Source organism: Legionella sp. km772, assembly GCF_003989735.1.
GTDB lineage: Bacteria > Pseudomonadota > Gammaproteobacteria > Legionellales > Legionellaceae > Legionella.
Genome location: NZ_RZGQ01000046.1, coordinates 1 through 18534 on the forward strand (window position 1 = coordinate 1; position 18534 = coordinate 18534).

Genomic DNA, 18534 nt, shown 5'->3' on the forward strand with positions numbered 1-18534 from the left:
GGAAAATCAAATAATCACTATAAAGATCAAGCATATCCATTTAATTCCCTCCCTAAAATTAAGGGCGGAATTCTAATGCTTTTTAGTCAAACTACAAGTTTATGTGCGTAACATGAGTTAAAGGGTCTATCTTGCTGGGTTGTTGAAACAATTGCTATGGTTCCGGTGGAAAATTCTGGAGTCTCTGGATTTATACCAGGCTGAACCCGTGTTTGTGGTGCGGTAGTTGATATGGCATTTAAATACGACATTAAACGGTATCCTCCCTCAATACTAAAACTTGAAATTTGTTTGCTTTTAATTTCATAGGCAAGTCCGAGTCTTCCATCGAATCCAGGGACAATTTGAGTTTTATTTGGGGTTATTATCTGTTGTCTACTTAAGCCTATTCCAGTTTGCTGTAAGCGTTTTGAGGTGGCTTTAAAATTTTCTTGTACACTCACCGTTCCAACATTTAAGGAGCTAGAGGCTGCTCCAACTAAACTTAAGCCTTTAAAGAGGGATAATTGAATGCCCACCCCCAAGTCTGGGCCAGCTCCTATAAATTGCGAGATAGATTGGATGTTAAAGTTAAAACTAGGATCCGGTGGAAGAGGATAGCTGTAGGGCGTGGGATATGAACCCACTAGATCGCTAAAAGTAGTTGCAATAGTTTGCTTTACATACAAAAAATTAATTCCACCGGAAATTTTCGCACTTAACCATTCTTCAGAGGTAGAAAAAATTTTTTCTAAGTTAATAGACACATTATCGAAATTATTTTTAAGCTCAGCATCTACACGTCGAACCCCAAAGACAGGCGGACTCATTTCAAATGGTGGACCGACAAAGGCTAAATGACTTTCATCTAGAATTTGATTCCCTTGCCCAGCCGATGAATCTTTTGAGTCTAAGTGGATCCAATCAATGTTCGTATTTAGCGAGTTTTTCTGTAGTTGAAACTCAAACCCAATTCATAAGCAGAGCTATAGGACGGGTTAAACGCTTGTGCAGCCCAATTTTGGAAATAAGGTTGAGTTCCTGATACAGCATAAGCATAAGTATAATTATTACTCATTGGTTTTAAATTTAACCAAGCAAATTGCAATTCAAGATGGCGATTTTTGATCCATTGCATAAGCAGTAGCTATATTTAATAGCGCAACTGCAAGCATAGTTTTTTTAAACAACATAGTCTTTCTCATTTAGGTTAATAGTTAAAGAATAAGTAAACCCGATGGGTTATTGAAACCAAGATTATTGACGTTGACACAGTTGCTTAAGCTTCCATTTGTCATATTCACATCACAACTCGCAATTGTTTTTAATCCTGACGGAATAAAGGCTTTTGCAGCACTTGTTGCGATTGCTAAATTGCCAAAACCAGTGAAATAACCACCAGTCACGGTGCAATTATTAAAAGTCGTCGCATTAACAACCTTACACAGGACCACATTGTTGCTGCCATGGTTAGTAAAATAGGCATAATTAACCCCGTTTAACGTAGCAAACATAAGGCCTTCAGGCTCATTTAACAGATTAGAGGTACCAGCGATAACGCCTTCCCCGGTAGCCATCGTACACAGTGGATTGCCGATGGTACAGTAGGTGGTCTGTAGGTCTTGGCTATTAAAGTTAGTAATATAAATTGTGCCATTTATAAGCGCTAAATCGGAGGGTACAGAAAAGCTGGCATCACCTTGAGTAAAAGAACAATTACTTAAAAGAGAGCCATTTACACTACAGGTTGTTACACCCTGATGGAAGGACTCAGGTCCTGAGCTTGATATGTAGGCGGTCGAATTTTGAATAGCAATCCCATCAGGCGCATAAATAGGTTGTCCAACCGCTGCCGCTTTACAGGAGGAGAGCTCACCGGATGAATTAAGCAAGAGCTCATGCTTCCACCAATATTAGCAATAAAAAGAACGTTATCACTAACCGCTAACGCTTCAGGTTGGTTAAAGCTATTACCCAAAGCAGAGATGAGGCAATTACTCAGTTGCTTTCCCTTTAAATAGCAAAGAGAAATACTATTACCATTCCAGTTACTTACGTACAATTTTCTATCGGGTGTGGGCGCCGCGGGAGCAGGATTTAAGGATAAAATCATCGATGGTTCCGGCTGCGAACATAAAAAATTATCTGGCTCGTTGCTCTTATACTTTGTTTTGCAAACGATTGGTCCACCGGTAAATTTTTTCTTAATAGCATCCCCTTGAACTAAATAAGTAAGTTTGCAGGATTGACCTTGAGCTAGAGTAAAATACTTAGCGCAAGTGTTATTGTTGGTCACTTGTACCACATAAGGGATGGGCTTAACGGTTAATCGACGGGTAATTGCAGTGTTATTCGTGACTGTATATTGAATGAAGGTCATTCTATTTGCGGGCACTGTAACTGAGGGGGGTGTGTTGGCAACTAGACTAAATAACGCCTCGGTTGAGGCATAGCAGGGGATATAATCCAAAATACAAAGGAGAATTAAAAATAAATATTTTTTCATGGAATTATCTCTTATATAAGATAGCTAAGATTAAATTCAACACCGTGAGTGTAAAGCGAATTCAAATGTAATCCTTGATTTAAATTTTGTCCTAGTGCACGACCAAGCGAGTTGTCTCCCCAAGAGACAAATTGATAACCTAAACCAAAGCTTAAATTCTGATTGTAGGTATGTTGAAAACCAGCTCCTAAGGTGTAGGTAAAAGAGGTGTGGTTCTTGGCTGGAAATAGAGGCATTGGAGGATAGGCTTGGAAAATTAAAGGCGTTGCTTCAAAGCTATAAGCGCGATTAAAGCCTACACCGACACTACCGCTAAAATAATAGTAATAGGGCGGTCAGCTATTCGAATTATTCTGGTGTTTGAACGGCCGAAAAATGGTAGGCCTATTTTTCGCAAAGCCCTCCAAATAGATGGGAGACAAATCACTGGTAACTCTCTTAAAGTTCAAAATCCAAGTTTGCCAGCAATTTTTCTAACCGGTCAATCTTAATAGGTTTTGTAATATGGAAATCAAATCCGGCCTCTTTGGCTTGTTGTTTATCTTGCTCTTGCCCCCAGCCAGTAAGAGCAACAATTGTGATTTTTTCTCCCCAGCTTTGTTTCCTGATTTCTTTGGCTACCTCATAGCCATTAAGTTGGGGCATGCCAATATCCATCAGAATTAAATCGGGATGAAATGTTCTGGCGGCATTAATTGCCTCTACACCATTACAGGCGGTTTGGGTGTTATGGCCCATGACGCTTAACAACATCTCTAAGCTCCTGACAATATCAATATTATCGTCTACTACGAGTATCCGTCTTATATTGGTAAAACTCCGGAACTTTCGGTTTAATTCTCCTGAATATACATTTGATACTATGATCGGTAAACGAACTACAAATTCGCTGCCTAAACTCTCACCTTTACTCTTAGCCGTAACTGTTCCACCATGTAATTCCACTAATTGCTTTACTAAAGATAAACCAATTCCTAAACCTCCTTGGGCTCGTTCTAATCCTCTATTTACTTGGGTGAACTTATCAAAAATATTTGAGAGCATGGATTGGGGAATGCCAATGCCATCATCCAACACTGAGACGACTACTTGCTCTTTTTGCAGTTTAGCGGTCAAGTGAATGAAACCGCCGGGTCCGGTGTATTTTGCGGCATTATTTAAAAGATTAGCAAATACTTGAGCCAGGCGGGTTAAATCAGCATTTAAATAAATTGGAATAGGGGGTAAATCCACTTGCAGATGATGGTTTGCTGCCTCAATTAGGGGGCTACTGCTTTCAATAGCTTGTTGAATGATTTTCGCTAATTCAATCTGTTCAATCCGTAAGTGAATTTTACCGTGACTAATGCGACTAAGATCGAGTAAATCGTTGATAAGCCGATCCATTTGAACAAGTTGTCGTTCAATAATCTCTTGGGATTTTTCTATTAATTGGGGGTTATTGGTCGGGCGCCGTAAAATTTCTAGAGCGTTAAAAATCGGGGCAAGAGGATTACGTAATTCATGTGCGAGCGTCGCTAAGAACTCGTCTTTATGACGTGAGGATTCGAGTAAAGATTGTTCAGCATTTTTACGTAAAGTGACATCGCTAGCTACACCAAACCATTCAACAATTTCTTTGTCTTTATTTAAAATGGGGATTGCACGAGAGTGGGTCCACCCCAAAGATCCATCCACGCGAAATACTCGATGTTCTAATTCAAAAACATCTTTAGACTCAATCGACCGCTGGATTGTTTGTTTAACCAACTCTTGGTCATCTTGATGAATGTATTTGTCCAGCCAGTTTATACTCGGCTTTAACGTATCCATGATAAAATCACGGCCTTCAAGATACCACATTTCAGTCCAATCGGCGCTCATGCGATAAACAATATCTGAAGTTGCCTTAATGAGTGCTCTGAAGCGCTCTTCACTTTCACGGATAGCCTGATTTGACTCCTCACGTAAACGGGCCATCCGTAAGTGAGAGGCGACTGATGCCAGTAAGACCCGGGCGCTGAAGGGTTTTACTAAATATTCATCAGCACCAAAATGCATTCCTTCAATACGACTTTCTTCCCCGGCTCTGGCAGACAACATAATGACAGGAATAGGGGCGGTATGAGTATTAGCACGTAACTCTTTTAATAATCCAAAGCCATCTAAATGAGGCATCATTGCATCAGAAATAATTAAACTAGGGGGGGATTTTTGCACTAGGGCTAACGCTTCTTTTCCATTACATGCTGCATCGACTTGATAAGTAGGTGTTAATAACCGAATTAAATAGTTTCGCATATCGGCATTATCATCGACTAATAAGATACGAGGTCGTTGTTTCTCGTCACTCTCGACAGCAGCAAAAGAACTATTATGAAAAAATTTCAGCTCTGGGACTTTTTCTATTTCGGGTAGCCAATGCAAGGCTTCCTCTATAAATTGTTGCGCTCCCCTACTAGAACTATCGACATTTCTAGAGCCGATTTGGTTCGGGGGAAGATGTGATGCGCCAAGCGGAAGTGTGACGGTTAATGTCGTTCCTTTGCCTACTTTACTTGTGGCCGTAATTGAGCCTTTATGAAGTTTAACGAGCTCATTAACTAGCGCTAACCCAATACCGCTTCCTTCATGTGTTCGTCCTTGTGACTGCTCGACTCGGTGGAATCGCTCAAATAAACGGGGCATTTCTCCTTCGGGTATACCAATTCCAGTATCGCTGATTATTAATTCGACAGTGTGGTCTAACTGGCGCAATGAAAGATGAATGATACCGGCAAAAGTGAATTTAAAGGCATTGGACAGCAAGTTAAAAACAATTTTTTCCCACATATCTTCATCTAAATAAACCGGTTGATTTAAAGGCTCGCACTCTATCACTAAATCCAAACCACCTTTTGTACAAAGCGGGATAAAATTACTAGCTAGATCAGTGGTCAGGGAAGCAATATCCACGGGCGCAAAACAAGCTTGAGCACGGCCGGCTTCAATTTTAGAAAAGTCGAGGAGGGTATTGACTAATCTTTGCAACCGTAAGCCATTTCTATAAATCATTTCAAGAGCTTCACGATGGTTTAATTCGCCAGCTTGATTGAGCATTTCCTCTATTGGGCCGAGCATAAGGGTTAAGGGGGTGCGAAATTCATGACTCACATTAGAGAAGAAAACGGTTTTTGCTCTATTAAGTTCTGCGAGGGCCTCCGCTCGCCGCCGTTCCTCTTCATAGGCCTGGGCATTATTAATTGCAATACTTACTTGCCCAGCTATAAGATCAACAAATCCGCGATAAGCATCATCCAGGGGGCGTCGCGCACTAATGCCAACTACTAGAAATCCAGAAAATTGGGATTGAACGGATTTAGCCAGTGGGACAACAATGGCTTGTGGTGACGGCTCTGGCCAAGGACCTCCTGGTAAGGGGCCAAGATTTGGTGCAAATTCTGATACAATAGTACTATCACCCGATTTAAGGGTTACGACGAAGGGCCACGGCTGCTCAACCTCTGTGAGAGTTAGGCTCTCAGGGCTTAGTGGTGTTCCGGTTTCAATACCGCAGGAAGCTACTAAGGAAACCTTGCTTTCATCATCATTGAGTAAATATAAAAGTGAAAAAGTAACATCCTTCGGATTCTTTTTAAGAATATGGGCCGCAGCTTGGCATGCATCATCCAAGGATTTAGCTTCTTCATTGGTGCGGGCTGCAAGCTCTCTTAAGGTTCTTAATCTCCTCTCTCCTATAGTCCGCTCAGTATCTTCAGTGACCACACATAAAATACCCCCAATATTACCCCTATCATCATAAGCAGGGCTATAAGAGAAAGTATGATAGGTCTCCTCAGGAAAGCCATTTCGTTCTAAAAAAAGCAATAAACCTTCGTCCCAGGTAGAAATACCCGTAGTAAGGACGGCTTCAGCTCTCGGACCCACTTCATCCCAAATCTCAGACCAAACCTCCCGGAAGGAGCGTCCCAAAGCCCAAGGGTGTTTTGGTCCAAGTGTCATATGAGCGTAAGCATCATTATAAAACATGGTAAGTTCTTTTCCCCAAGCCAGCCACATTGGATAGCGACTAGAGAGGATAGTTCTTACCATGGTAATTAAGCTTTGAGGCCAGGTATGAATGGGGCCTACTGGCGTGGTGGACCAGTCAAATGAGCAAGTCAGTCTACCTAGTTCGCTAGTATTTGCGCTGGAAATAAATGAATTATGCGAGTGTTGTAAGTTCTGATCAGCGTTTTGCGCAGTTTGACTCCTGTCAACAGCTATTAAATCGTTCATGATGTAACTCCAACCTAGGATTCTGAAATTTAATCACTTTTGTGAGTAAATTGCATTAAATTTTGTAGGCAGCAGGTCATACCTATCTATCATATTGCACAGTTAAGCTTGCTATATTGTCTACGTACCGTGCTTCATGCGCGGTATCCAGACAATCTTGTGTGAGAATAGAGACTAGATTACACGCATAAAGCCTGTAATGCAGACTGTTCGGTGACTAGCTTTAAAATTAGATGCGTTTGCTCTGTTGTAGGCAGAAATACGCGAGCTTATTAAGATTTATTTATTAGTTCAAATTTTATTATTTTTTTATTCCAGTGCTCTATTCTTCCTACGTTGTGCATCCCGCATTTTATTAATACCTTTTGCGAAGAAATATTTTCAGGATGCACTAAAGCGATTAACTTTGGCAGCTTAAGATTTTGAAAAGCAAATTGAATAAGAGAGGCTGTAATTTCTGTGGCAAATCCCATACCCCAATAGTGCGGTAACAAAGCATAAGCCACTTCGACCTCTAATTGATGGGCATCATAATTAAAATAAATTAACCCCGCTCGTCCAATAAATTCATCGGACTTTCGGCAATAAAGGGAGCCAAGGCTAAAATGATGTTTTTGAAAGTGGTTAATGGCTTTTTCTAATCCAATCCTAACCTCATTTTCATTTCGGACCCCATTACCTATAAAATTCATCACCTCCGCATTTGATTGGAGGATATATAAATTCTTAAAGTCATGGAGAGAGGGAGCGGCAATAATAAGTCTTTTTGTGGTTAAGAAAGGCTTCATGGAGCTCTCATTTATGCAGCGTAAAGAGTTCAGTAGTATACATTGCAGTTACTTATTTTAAATAGGTTTTAGTAGGTGAGGTAAATAGATGATGAACACAAAATTAGAACCGAGAGTTAATGTCATGCGGTGAACTCCGCATGACTCCTAAAATTAGCAAATTGGACCAGGACCACGATCAAAATCATTATCTCTGTTAAGCCATCTTGCGGCTTCGGCTGCACAAGAACCGAGAAAACGATAACGGTTTACGGTCGGAGATGGAGTTTTGCTTTCATCCTTTTTCTCTGTTGCTTGAGCCGCTTGTGTATCAGCTTGCTTTGCAGTTTCAGGAGTAGAAGGAACATTTAATTCTTTAGTCATTTTTTTTTCTAGTTGAGTAAAAGAGCGCGAAGGTTAACAAAGAATTCTTAAGGAAATCTTAAGAAGGGTTTAGAGATTTGTATATTTATTAAAATAGGCATTTTACTTCTAAAATGCTTCTCCTTTGCCGGTTTTGTGCTGTCACGATAACGATAGTTTAAATTCCTGCCCCTGTTCTTAACTGAATGTAGAATAGCTCATGACAAAATGGAATAGGGTAAAAAGTTTGCCTTAACTCTCCTATTTTACAATTACATTAAAGGGATAACTAATTCGCTATCAAACTTTTGGAACGCAGAGTAAAGTTGCTGTTGTTGGTGGAGTCAATCATGAATAAGATAAAGGATTTAGAAGCATCACTACCCAATGATTTTGCTGATAAAAAGGCATGGTTATTAGAAAAAGGCCACCTTATTGCAGAGGCTAATTTATCTACAATAAAAGGTAAACCTTTGACGAAACAAGCGCTTTCATTGGTGGTTTTGAACAGTATACCCTTTCTTTCAGGTTTTTTGCGTTCAGTGGATAGTACTGGAGCTGCGTTAAGTAAATTAGCCCAATTAAAAGGTAGCACCATTGCACACTCCACTGCCCAAGGTTTTGGGATTGGAGGGATCGTATTATCAGCGGTGGATTTTATTCGGATCCCTCTGATTTGTGGAGCTTCTTGTTGTCTTGGTCTTGAACCACCCATTACCCCGACAAATTTTGCTCGCTGGCTTTACTCAGGTGTTATTCTTGCTCTAGGAATAACCGCCATGGCCGTTCCAGGAACCGCTCCAATAATTGCACTGGTTTCGGCAGGACTGGGATTAGCTTTAGCTGTTTGTACACTAGGAAAACACTTCTATGATCGGTATCAATATAAAAAGAGCTTGGCATTGACCCAAAGAGAAATTGAAGAAAAAATGGGCCTTCTAGAAGGATTGCAAGCTAAAGCCCAGGAGTTAATCACCTTAGTGAAAGAAGCCACACCTTCTGAGCTTGCGCAATTGGAAACAGAACTACTCAAATTAAATTCTGATTTTAAAAAGGAGGCTAAGCAATTGCAGACCTTAAAAACTGAGGAACTGCAGACCGAACAAAAATTGAAAAAACTTGGTTGGTCTGCAGGTCTAGGTAAAGGGGTTGCAATTGGTTTAGCTTCTATGGCAATGCTAGGTGTTATTCTAACTCCTTTTTTCCCCCCTGTAGGTTTATCTATTATTGCTGCTAGTGCTGCTGCAGGAGGCTTATTTGCTCTTGGCACTGTAGCCGTTACGGTGCTGACTAAAGTTTTTAAATCAAAGCATAAAGCTGAAGATAAAGTCGCCTCATCTTCTATTAATTATGACCCCAATGATACTGTGAGTTTAAAGGCCTCCCTAAACTTAAATTCAATCAACTCTTCAACTTATTGCATAACTAAAGCTCTAGGTGGGAAAGAAAAGCAAGAAAAAAATGTATCGGAAAAACTTAGCTCAATAGACGAGTTAGGTGGGAAGATAGTAAAAAGTTTGCCAACGATGATTTGCACGAATAATTTTCCAGATGAAGAACAAAGCGAATATACTGCTACCAGCCTAGTTAAATGCGGCTAGTTCTCATACTAATGAAACAACTATAGTATAGCCAGTACCTTTCCTGTACTATTAGTCCCGCCTTTTTAATTAATTATCAGGAGCTTATGTGAAACGGATTATTTTTTTTATGTGCTTTATCGCCTCCCAGGCCTTTGCTTTTGTGTTTTCAACTGAAGAAATTCAACGCTTACAAGAAAATTTTTTCGCAAATATTCAATCGTCTGGGGCAATCATTGCCTCGCCCTCGGATAAGAGGCCCAATTATTATTTTGATTGGGTGCGCGATTCTGCTATTGCGATGAATTTGATTGAAACTTGGTATGAAACCAGCTCATCAGCTAAAGAGAAAGACAGTTACCAACATTATTTAAAAACTTATATCGCTTGGACTGAACGCATTCAACAGCAAAGCGATCCGCTCCCAGGCCAAGACATATTAGGAGAACCTAAATTTTATTTAAGCGGTTTACCATTCGAAGCTCCTTGGGGCAGGCCTCAAAATGATGGTCCGGCTTTACGTGCCTTGGTGTTAATACGATTCAGCAATGAATTATTAGTCAATAAGCAAGATATAGCCTATATAAAAACCCATTTATATAATGCCAGTATGGAGCCCAGCAGAATGGGGGTAATCAAAAGGGATTTAGAATATGTGGCTCATCATTGGCAAGAGCCTAATTTTGACCTCTGGGAAGAGGTATATGGCCATCATTTTTTTACAATAATGGCACAACAAAAAGCATTAATCGAAGGGGCCGAATTAGCAAATCGCCTGGATGATAAACCCGCAGCTATCTTCTATAAGAAACAAGCGCATTTGATCCAACAGCGTTTGTATGAACATCTTGATTATGAAAACACGCTTATACAAGCAACGCTTGCGCCTCATCCTGGTCCGCAAAAAACACTGGAGTTAGATAGCTCAGTCATTTTAGCCCTATTAATGCATCCCCACAAAGAGGGAGTATTTTCCCCCGCGGATCCTTTTGTCCAAAATACCATTAAAGCCTTGCATCAACAATTCAATGAGATGTTTCCTATTAACAATAATGCAGCGGATGCAATATTATTTGGACGATATCCCGGAGATAGTTATGATGGGTACAGTACTAATAGCGTAGGAAACCCTTGGTTTATTTTAACTGCCACTATGGCCGAATATTATTATTCCCTGGCCGATTCGTTACTCGCTGATACCCAGAATAAAGGTCAAGCACTTGCTTATGTTCAATTAGGGGATAATTATTTAGAGCTAATTAAGCACTATGCCCCAGACCTCAAGTTGGGAGAGCAAATTAATTTAAATACAGGTGAGCAGCAAGGGGCGGTTTCATTAACCTGGAGTTATGTTTCGGTATTAAGAGCCATTCATTTAAGAGAACAACTTAAGAATAAAAAGGGGCTTGCGATTTGACCTAAATTATTCCCCGTTCCGCGGGGAATAATTTAGCTATCCGGAATTTAAAGAATCCTCGCTAAATGAAGGTGCAAATTAGGAGGCACTTATTAGCGAAGGATTTACTTTAACTTTATTACTTTCGTCCTCTCTTCCTAAATAGCGTAAGGGTTTTCCTGACATGACATAATTTTCGATGTGCTCTAGGCTAATATTTTTAGTCTCGGGCATGTAAAAATAGGTATAAATCAGTCCTAGTAAGCAAACAATGGCATAGAGCGCAAAAGTGTACTCAATGCCTAGCATACTTTGTAAAATAGGAAAGCTAAAAATAACCAGAGTATTAAAGGACCAGTTACTCATTGAGGACATCCCCATGCCGATTCCTCGCACATGCAGTGGGAAAATTTCTGCCATCGCAATATGAGGAATAGGACCTACGCTGATCGCAAATGAAAATATATATACTATTAAACAAGTCACTGATAAATAAGATAAACCCGCTACATGGTTTAAGGAAAAAATGCACAAACAAAGTAAACTTATGGCAGTTCCGGTGAAACCAAGTAGTAAGAGCTTGCGACGGCCTACTTTATCGACATAGAGAATAGCAATGAGGGTAACCAGTAAATTAACCATCCCAATTCCCATTGTCGCTAAGATTTGCCCCGTCGTGCTGCCTAAACCTAGATTTTTAAAAATTTCAGGGGCAAAATAAATAACGACGTTAATGCCGCTAAGTTGTTGTAAACAAAATAAAATCATTCCAAGCATCAGCACCGGTAAAAGCGGCTTTTTAAATAATAATAACCAAGCACCACCTTTGGGCTCATGGGCTAAGGTGGTTTCAATCTCATTGAGCTCTTGTTCAATACCAGGTTTTTTGCGTAACCTGGATAAAGAACGCATGGCTGCATCTCGACGACCTACGCTGCATAACCAGCGAGGTGATTCAGGCATGAATAAAATACCTAGGGTAAAAATTAGCGCGGGAATCGCGCTAGAAGCAAACATTATTCGCCATGCTTGATGTTCTATGAGCAAGTAATTGACACAATAAGAACACACAATACCCACGGTCATGGCCAATTGGTAAATGGCCACTACTGCACCACGGGCTTGATTAGATGCGGTTTCAGCCAAATAGAGGGGTGTTAGAACCGATGCCATACCTATGGCCAAACCTAGAATTAGCCGTGATAAGATTAATACCGTTATTGAATCTGCTAAACCCGCTCCAATTGCCCCTAATAAAAACAAAAAGCCGGAAAAAGATAATAAAGTTCGACGACCGAAACGTTTAGTTTCTTTTAAAGCAATGATCACCCCAATTACCATGGAGCCCACCAAAGCACCAAAAGGAAGGGCAGAAGCCATGACTCCAATATGCATAGCCTGCAAAGAAAAATGATCTTTTACCAGCGCAATCGAACCAGCAATTATTCCTTCATCATAACCAAATAAAAAGCCCGCGATTGATCCTATTATTGCGGCAATCCATGCCATAAATACTCCTTAATTTGTTTGGTTAACATTTATTGTTGAATCGCTAAACATAAATCGGTAATTAAGGACCAATTACCTTCTTGAATTGCTTTTTCTGGGACAATCCATGAACCTCCCACACAGTGAACATTGGGTAAATTTAAATAATTCAGATAATTTCCTGCATTTATTCCGCCCGTAGGACAAAAACGAGCTTCAGGAAAAGGGTTATAAATCGAACGTAGCATCTCGATTCCACCAGCCGCTGCAGCCGGGAAAAACTTAAAATGGCTATACCCTAAATCTAAACCGGTCATCAGTTCTGAAACGGTAGCGATACCCGGTATCAATGGAATAGGGCATTTTGAGGCTTCCGTTAATAGGGTAGTGGTTTGACCCGGGCTAATAGCAAATTTGGCCCCAACCTTTATGGCCTCGGTCAATTGCTTAGTATTCCTAACGGTTCCTACTCCTATTAAGGCCTCTGGAAAGGCCTCGGTAAGCAGGTTAACCGCTTTTAAGGCTACTTCAGAGCGCAAAGTGACCTCAAGTATTTTAATGCCTCCGGCGAAAAGAGCTTCTGCTAAAGGTAGGGCATGATTAATATTATTTAGTACAATTACTGGAATCACTGAGGAGGCATTAAACACCGTCTCTGGATGCAGTTGCCAATTAGGAAATGACATCAAATACTCCTTGTAAGTAGTGTTGTAAGTGAACAGCAGCCCCTAACATTCCTGGTTGTTGATTAGTGACAACATAGGTAGGGATTTGCGCATTAAAATCTTTAAAACGCCCTTTGTCTTCAAATTGGGCTCTGAATTCACTCTGATTAATTAATGTTATAAGCTTTGGTACGATGCCACCGGCTATATAGACACCGCCAAAAGCCCCAAAGGTTAAGGCTAGATCGCCCGCAAAGCCTGCTAGACAAGAAAAAAATTGCTTTATCGCCCCTGAGGCTATAGGACATTCGTGTTGCACCGCTAAATCAACAATATCTGCAGCGGCTAAGGGGGGGGCCTTGGTGTCATGGAATGCGGCTAAGGCGGAGTATAAGTTTTCCAAACCATGGCCAGATAATAGCCGCTCATACGATACTCGCGTATAAATAGTTTTTAAATGTTCATGAATAAACCATTCAAGTTCGGTTTTAGCACCCCAATTGGCATGTCCGCCCTCACCTGAGCAGGCGATATAATTTGATTCATTAGGAATCAGATAGGCAACCCCTAAACCCGTCCCAGCCCCTAGTACGACCTTGGTTTTATTGCTTTGCGGGCTACCTTTTCCTATTTGCACCCAGTCTTTGCTAGACAATACAGACAAGCTCATAGCGATAGCATTAAAATCATTAATAAGAATAAGCTCGGATAAACCCAAATTATATTTCAGCTCTTGAATAGAAAAGCGCCAATCACAATTGGTCATACATACCAAATCACCTATAACAGGACAGGCAATGGCGATGGCGATTTGTTTAATCTCTTGCAATAAGTGCTGCGCTTGATAGGTGATTAACACTGCTTCTAAACTGATAAAGTTGGCACAGGGATAAATTTCGATTTTATCAAGATGTAGAGTAGTTAAATTTACGCGCGCAAAGCGTGCAAAAGTTCCGCCAATGTCAGCAACTATAGCAAACTGTTTTGTCTCATGATGCATCATAATTGCACTCAATTCCTTTAAATAAGCTACATGCGCCTTGCTCAGCCCCGCTAAACTGTGTTCTTAAACTCGCAAAAAGCTCACGTCCCATGCCCTGGGCTGATTGTGTATTATCGCTCTTTGCTGCAGGGCGATTATCCAATTCTTCTGCAGGAATTAAAACCTCCAACTTCCCCTCTAAGGCATCAATTAAAATTAAATCGCCCGTTTTAATTTTTGCAAGAATACCGCCCTCAATGGCTTCTGGAGTTAAATGGATGGCGGCCGGAACCTTGCCTGAGGCACCTGACATCCGGCCATCAGTCACTAAGGCAACTTGATATCCTTTATCCATCAATACACCGAGTTTGGGCGTTAATTGATGGAGCTCGGGCATGCCACAGGCTTTAGGGCCTTGAAATCGCACTACTACCACACAGTCTTTATTGAGTGCCCCCGCTTGAAATAATTCATTGAATTCTTCCTGGCTCGCACAGACTACTGCAGGAGCTTTAATGTAATTTCTAGTTGCAGCTAAACCTGAAGTTTTTATAACAGCGCGGCCTATATTACCCTCTAAAACTTGCAAGCCCCCTTGCGGTTTAAAAGGTTTAGTTACGGACGTTAATACTTCAGGATTACTGGACTCTGCAGGTCCATCCGTCCAATATAATTGTTCATTATCTAAAATGGGTTTTTTAATATAATGCTCAAGACCCGCCCCTACAACGGTATTCACCTCTGCATGTACTAGACCTGCTTCGAGCAAGGTTTTAATAAAATAAGACATTCCACCTGCCCGCTGAAACTGATTAATATCAGCATAACCATTAGGATAGATCTTGGTGATTAAGGGTGTTACTTCAGACAATTGTGCGAAATCATCCCAGGTCACTTTATAGCCAGCCATCGCAGCCATCGCAATAAGATGCATGGTATGATTTGTTGATCCCCCGGATGCTAATAAGCCCACGATTCCGTTAACAATATTTTTAGCATCAACGAGTTGTCCAATGGGCATGTAGGAGGGGCTTAGATCAGTTAAACTAAGAATTTGACGGGCTGCCGCTTTAGTTAGCTCATCGCGTAATACGGTATTAGGATTAACAAAGGATGAGCCTGGTAATTGTAGCCCCATGATTTCAATGACTAATTGATTGGAGTTAGCAGTACCATAAAAAGTGCAGGTTCCTGAAGAGTGGTAAGAAGCTTCTTCTATCTCCAATAGGGCCTTTTTATCTACTTTTCCTTCGGCATACAATTGACGGACTCGGGCTTTTTCCTGATTCGATATTCCAGAAGGCATGGGGCCTGCGGGAATAAAAATAAAGGGCAAATGTCCAAAACTTAAAGCAGCCATCACCAAGCCGGGTACAATTTTATCGCAAATCCCAAGCATTAGCCCGCCATCAAACATATTATGAGACAAACCGATGGCGGCCGCCATGGCAATAACATCACGGCTTAATAGGCTTAGTTCCATTCCGGGTTGGCCTTGAGTAATTCCATCGCACATTGCAGGAACCCCTCCTGCAAACTGTGCAACCCCACCCGTACGCTGAATAGCCTCTTTAATTAATTGTGGATAGCTAACATAGGGTTGATGGGCTGAGAGCATCTCATTGTAAGCCGAAATGATGGCTATATTGGCTTGCTGTCCCTCTCTTAAGGCATCTTTGTCTTGTTTTGGACAACTTGCAAAACCATGCGCTAAATTACCGCAATGAAGAAGGTTGCGGTGGGGGCCTTTAGTTCGGGCGCTTTCAATATGTTTTAAATAATGGCTTCGGCTTTTAGTACTGCGTTGGCGAATAGAGTCGGTTACTTTAGCTACAACGGGATGCATAGTTTATCCTTATTCTGGCGCATACATTACTTGCATATTGATATGATTATTATGTAAAAAAGCACTAATAGGCATGATCATGGGATCTGTATTTAACAAGGCCTTATTAAACACTGCTTGTTTCTTCGAGCCTATTAAAGGCAGGAAAATAGCATGGCTGTTACATAGGCGTTTTTTAGTCAGGGAGATTCTTTGATAGGGTGCTGACTTGGGATTAGTTTTCACTATGGATTTTGCCTCTTCATCCAATCCGATTTTTAATTCTTCGCTATAAGGAAATAATGAGGCGGTATGCCCATCTTCGCCCATCCCTAGAATGACGACATCAAAGGGAGGTAAGGAGGCAATTTGAGCCTCAAGGCTTTTTAAATCTTCCGGGTCATGATGTAAGCCAATTAGGCTTGCGTTTTTAGCATTTTGCTTTAGTAAATAGTCTTTAACTAAACGCTCATTACTGTCTGTATGTGTCTTATCCACACAACGCTCATCTACGAGAACTATCGTAATTTTATCCCAATCCAAGGCCATATGGGACAAGATTTCAAAGAGTTCTATCGGCGATTTCCCTCCTGATACCGCCAAAAAGGCTTGGTTATTGCGCTCTAAGGCGTTTTGTAAATTATCTTTGATACGATTCGCCAATTGTACATTTAAACTTTTTTTGTCGGAGAACTCATGAAGTTGCATAATCTTCTTCCCAAATATGTGATTGACTACTAAATAAATCAACAAGATTTTTTGGCCCCCAAGTGCCGGAGGGATAAGTGTATAGGGGAATATCACGTTGATGCCAAGCGTCAATTATATCGTCTATCCATTGCCACGCTTGTTCAATTTCATTGCGGCTTACAAATAAATATTGATTACCAAGCATGATTTCTAATAATAAGCGTTCATAGGCATCTGCAATTCTAGTTTGATTGGATACCGTATTGAAATTTAAATCAAGTTTGTTTTCTTGAAGAGCAAGGTTCTTTCCTAAACCTGGTACTTTATTCATAATCCTGACTTCAACGCCCTCATCAGGCTGTAACCGAATTATCAATTGGTTAGCTGATAATGAGTTGTGCATTGGTTTAAAGATATTAAAGGGTTGGGATTTAAAATGGATGACTACTTTACTTTGCTTTTTAGGTAGCCTTTTGCCAGTTAATAAATAAAAGGGAACCCCGGACCAACGCCAATTGTCGATGAATGCTTTTATCGCCACCAAGGTCTCAGTGTTGGATTCAACAAAAGAACCTTCCTCAAGGTAGCCTGGGAGCTTTTTGCCCTTTATTTCATTGCTGGTATATTGGGCACGTAAGCTATGATCATGCACGTTATTCAGGTTAATCGGGCGTAAAGATTTTAAAACTTTCAATTTTTCAGTGGCAATGTTTTCAGCCGATAGGCTTAAGGGCGGCTCCATGGCGATTAAAGAGAGTATTTGTAACAGATGGTTTTGCAGCATATCCTTCACTTGGCCGGCTTTATTATAATAATCCCACCGACCTTCAACACCAATTTCTTCGGCTACAGTGATTTCAACTTTTTCGATGCCTTGATTATCCCAATTGGCAGAAAAAATCGAATTGGCGAAGCGCAACACCAGAAGGTTTAATACAGTCTCTTTACCCAAATAATGATCAATTCTATAAATTTGTTCTTCGGAAAAATATTGGCCTACCATATCGTTAATCTTTTGCGAGGAGCCTAAAGAATCACCAATTGGTTTTTCTAACACTACTCGGGCGGGATATTGAGTTAAACCGGCCTGGAATAAACCTTCGCAGGCGTGAGTATATAAGGACGGGGCAATCGCAAAGTAGGAAATAAGCGTTCTTTGTTCAGGATTTAAATAAGTTTTTAACTTTTTAAAATCAGCGGTATCCGTTACATCAACACGGCAATAGGTTAATTTGTTGCTAAAACGCTGCCAAAAATGCTCATCAATATTATTAGGGATGAAGTCTTGAATTTTATTTTTAATGAGAGTTTTATAGTCCTCAGTGCTTAATATTTCCTTAGCACATGCAATAATTTGAGTATCAGAATGCAGTAAATCAGCACATTCTAATTGATACAAAGCTGGAAGTAATTTGCGGCACGATAGATCGCCTAAACAGCCAAACAAGATTAAATCACAAGGAGATTTAGAAACATCCTGGGAAAGCATAGTCCACCCTAAAACGGTTTTATGTTACATGACACATGAGTGCAATAGGAAAAATCACGATTTTTCAATAAATTGCTAGCGATTTTACACCACTTTGTATAGGCGTCAACCTAATTTGCTAGCTTTTTAAAGAATTACTGGTCAGTGGATTTATTAGTTGGTTTTTCCTTTTTATATACCGTGATAAGTCGTGCCCCGCGGGCACTGGTGAAGTAAGACCATAACCAGTCTAAACCTACAATGAGACGGTTGCGAAAACCTATTAGCGGCATAAGGTGAATAAGCCCCCACGTCCACCAAGCGATAAAGCCTCCAAAAGCAAAACCTTGAATTAAGGCAATCGCTTTACCCCTGCCTATGGTAGCCATCGTTCCTGCATCAAAATATTTAAAAGGAGGAGGTGGGGGCGAGTTGTTTATTCGTTTATGAATAACTCATGTTACGCACGGTCAATTTTAAGCTGCCATATTTTTAAGCTCCTGCCAAGCAATCTGGTTCGCTCTAAGAATCAATTTGTACTTAATAGCAAAGTGATTTAAATGAGTTT

Annotated in this window: 16 protein-coding genes; 2 read left to right on the top strand and 14 right to left on the bottom strand. The window is 40.6% G+C overall.

All coding sequences use genetic code 11. The annotated features are described in order from the left end of the window. Nucleotides 1-86 precede the first annotated feature (86 nt). From ELY15_RS06860 to ELY15_RS06890, 7 genes are all read right to left on the bottom strand, one after another. Nucleotides 87-953 (bottom strand): Lpg1974 family pore-forming outer membrane protein, encoded by an 867-nt coding sequence (locus tag ELY15_RS06860; protein WP_158617423.1) that lies wholly within the window; start codon nt 951-953, stop codon nt 87-89. Further along, nucleotides 917-1117: a hypothetical protein gene (locus ELY15_RS06865; protein WP_127098923.1), complete on the bottom strand. Its 201-nt coding sequence runs from the start codon at nt 1115-1117 to the stop codon at nt 917-919. The genes ELY15_RS06860 and ELY15_RS06865 overlap by 37 nt, the downstream gene beginning before the upstream one ends. A gap of 79 nt (nt 1118-1196) precedes the next feature. Then, on the bottom strand, nt 1197-1871 hold the full coding sequence (locus ELY15_RS16085) for a hypothetical protein (protein WP_158617422.1): 675 nt from the start codon (nt 1869-1871) through the stop codon (nt 1197-1199). A 625-nt stretch (nt 1872-2496) separates the two neighbouring features. Next, the gene (locus tag ELY15_RS06875) at nt 2497-2721 is read right to left on the bottom strand and encodes a hypothetical protein (RefSeq protein ID WP_127098925.1); all 225 of its coding nucleotides are present in this window, start codon (nt 2719-2721) and stop codon (nt 2497-2499) included. Nucleotides 2722-2923: 202 nt separating this feature from the next. Continuing rightward, nucleotides 2924-6742 (bottom strand): ATP-binding protein, encoded by a 3819-nt coding sequence (locus ELY15_RS06880; protein WP_127098926.1) that lies wholly within the window; start codon nt 6740-6742, stop codon nt 2924-2926. A gap of 272 nt (nt 6743-7014) precedes the next feature. Continuing rightward, nucleotides 7015-7530: a GNAT family N-acetyltransferase gene (locus tag ELY15_RS06885; RefSeq protein ID WP_127098927.1), complete on the bottom strand. Its 516-nt coding sequence runs from the start codon at nt 7528-7530 to the stop codon at nt 7015-7017. Nucleotides 7531-7683: 153 nt separating this feature from the next. Continuing rightward, the gene (locus ELY15_RS06890; protein ID WP_127098928.1) at nt 7684-7893 is read right to left on the bottom strand and encodes a hypothetical protein; all 210 of its coding nucleotides are present in this window, start codon (nt 7891-7893) and stop codon (nt 7684-7686) included. Between the two features lie 329 nt (nt 7894-8222). Between ELY15_RS06890 and ELY15_RS06895 the strand changes: the two genes are divergently transcribed. Continuing rightward, nucleotides 8223-9473: a hypothetical protein gene (locus ELY15_RS06895; protein ID WP_127098929.1), complete on the top strand. Its 1251-nt coding sequence runs from the start codon at nt 8223-8225 to the stop codon at nt 9471-9473. Nucleotides 9474-9582: 109 nt separating this feature from the next. Then, nucleotides 9583-10869, top strand: a complete 1287-nt coding sequence (locus ELY15_RS06900) for a glycoside hydrolase family 15 protein (protein WP_127098937.1) — start codon at nt 9583-9585, stop codon at nt 10867-10869. A 78-nt stretch (nt 10870-10947) separates the two neighbouring features. Here ELY15_RS06900 and ELY15_RS06905 read toward each other — a convergent pair whose 3' ends face one another. The 7 genes from ELY15_RS06905 to ELY15_RS06935 form a co-directional block, all read right to left on the bottom strand. Then, complete coding sequence (locus ELY15_RS06905) at nt 10948-12357, bottom strand: sugar porter family MFS transporter (protein WP_127098930.1); 1410 nt, start codon at nt 12355-12357, stop codon at nt 10948-10950. Nucleotides 12358-12386: 29 nt separating this feature from the next. After that, on the bottom strand, nt 12387-13022 hold the full coding sequence (locus tag ELY15_RS06910) for a bifunctional 4-hydroxy-2-oxoglutarate aldolase/2-dehydro-3-deoxy-phosphogluconate aldolase (protein ID WP_127098931.1): 636 nt from the start codon (nt 13020-13022) through the stop codon (nt 12387-12389). After that, on the bottom strand, nt 13009-14004 hold the full coding sequence (gene glk / locus ELY15_RS06915; RefSeq protein WP_127098932.1) for a glucokinase: 996 nt from the start codon (nt 14002-14004) through the stop codon (nt 13009-13011). The genes ELY15_RS06910 and glk overlap by 14 nt, the downstream gene beginning before the upstream one ends. Then, nucleotides 13991-15829 (bottom strand): phosphogluconate dehydratase, encoded by a 1839-nt coding sequence (edd, locus tag ELY15_RS06920; protein ID WP_127098933.1) that lies wholly within the window; start codon nt 15827-15829, stop codon nt 13991-13993. The genes glk and edd overlap by 14 nt, the downstream gene beginning before the upstream one ends. 9 nt (nt 15830-15838) lie before the next feature. Continuing rightward, nucleotides 15839-16516, bottom strand: a complete 678-nt coding sequence (gene pgl, locus ELY15_RS06925) for a 6-phosphogluconolactonase (protein WP_127098934.1) — start codon at nt 16514-16516, stop codon at nt 15839-15841. Then, nucleotides 16503-17987, bottom strand: coding sequence for a glucose-6-phosphate dehydrogenase (gene zwf / locus ELY15_RS06930; RefSeq protein WP_127098935.1), 1485 nt, complete (start codon nt 17985-17987; stop codon nt 16503-16505). Before zwf ends, pgl begins: the two co-directional genes overlap by 14 nt. A 134-nt stretch (nt 17988-18121) precedes the next feature. After that, nucleotides 18122-18355, bottom strand: a complete 234-nt coding sequence (locus ELY15_RS06935; RefSeq protein ID WP_127098936.1) for a hypothetical protein — start codon at nt 18353-18355, stop codon at nt 18122-18124. Nucleotides 18356-18534 lie beyond the last annotated feature (179 nt).

Coding starts and splice junctions, on each gene's coding strand:
- ELY15_RS06865 (WP_127098923.1), bottom strand. CDS start 1,117: ATGCAATGGATCAAAAATCGCCATCTTGAATTGCAATTTGCTTGGTTA.
- ELY15_RS06875 (WP_127098925.1), bottom strand. CDS start 2,721: ATGCCTCTATTTCCAGCCAAGAACCACACCTCTTTTACCTACACCTTA.
- ELY15_RS06880 (WP_127098926.1), bottom strand. CDS start 6,742: ATGAACGATTTAATAGCTGTTGACAGGAGTCAAACTGCGCAAAACGCT.
- ELY15_RS06885 (WP_127098927.1), bottom strand. CDS start 7,530: ATGAAGCCTTTCTTAACCACAAAAAGACTTATTATTGCCGCTCCCTCT.
- ELY15_RS06890 (WP_127098928.1), bottom strand. CDS start 7,893: ATGACTAAAGAATTAAATGTTCCTTCTACTCCTGAAACTGCAAAGCAA.
- ELY15_RS06895 (WP_127098929.1), top strand. CDS start 8,223: ATGAATAAGATAAAGGATTTAGAAGCATCACTACCCAATGATTTTGCT.
- ELY15_RS06900 (WP_127098937.1), top strand. CDS start 9,583: ATGTGCTTTATCGCCTCCCAGGCCTTTGCTTTTGTGTTTTCAACTGAA.
- ELY15_RS06905 (WP_127098930.1), bottom strand. CDS start 12,357: ATGGCATGGATTGCCGCAATAATAGGATCAATCGCGGGCTTTTTATTT.
- ELY15_RS06910 (WP_127098931.1), bottom strand. CDS start 13,022: ATGTCATTTCCTAATTGGCAACTGCATCCAGAGACGGTGTTTAATGCC.
- glk (WP_127098932.1), bottom strand. CDS start 14,004: ATGATGCATCATGAGACAAAACAGTTTGCTATAGTTGCTGACATTGGC.
- edd (WP_127098933.1), bottom strand. CDS start 15,829: ATGCATCCCGTTGTAGCTAAAGTAACCGACTCTATTCGCCAACGCAGT.
- pgl (WP_127098934.1), bottom strand. CDS start 16,516: ATGCAACTTCATGAGTTCTCCGACAAAAAAAGTTTAAATGTACAATTG.
- zwf (WP_127098935.1), bottom strand. CDS start 17,987: ATGCTTTCCCAGGATGTTTCTAAATCTCCTTGTGATTTAATCTTGTTT.
- ELY15_RS06935 (WP_127098936.1), bottom strand. CDS start 18,355: ATGGCTACCATAGGCAGGGGTAAAGCGATTGCCTTAATTCAAGGTTTT.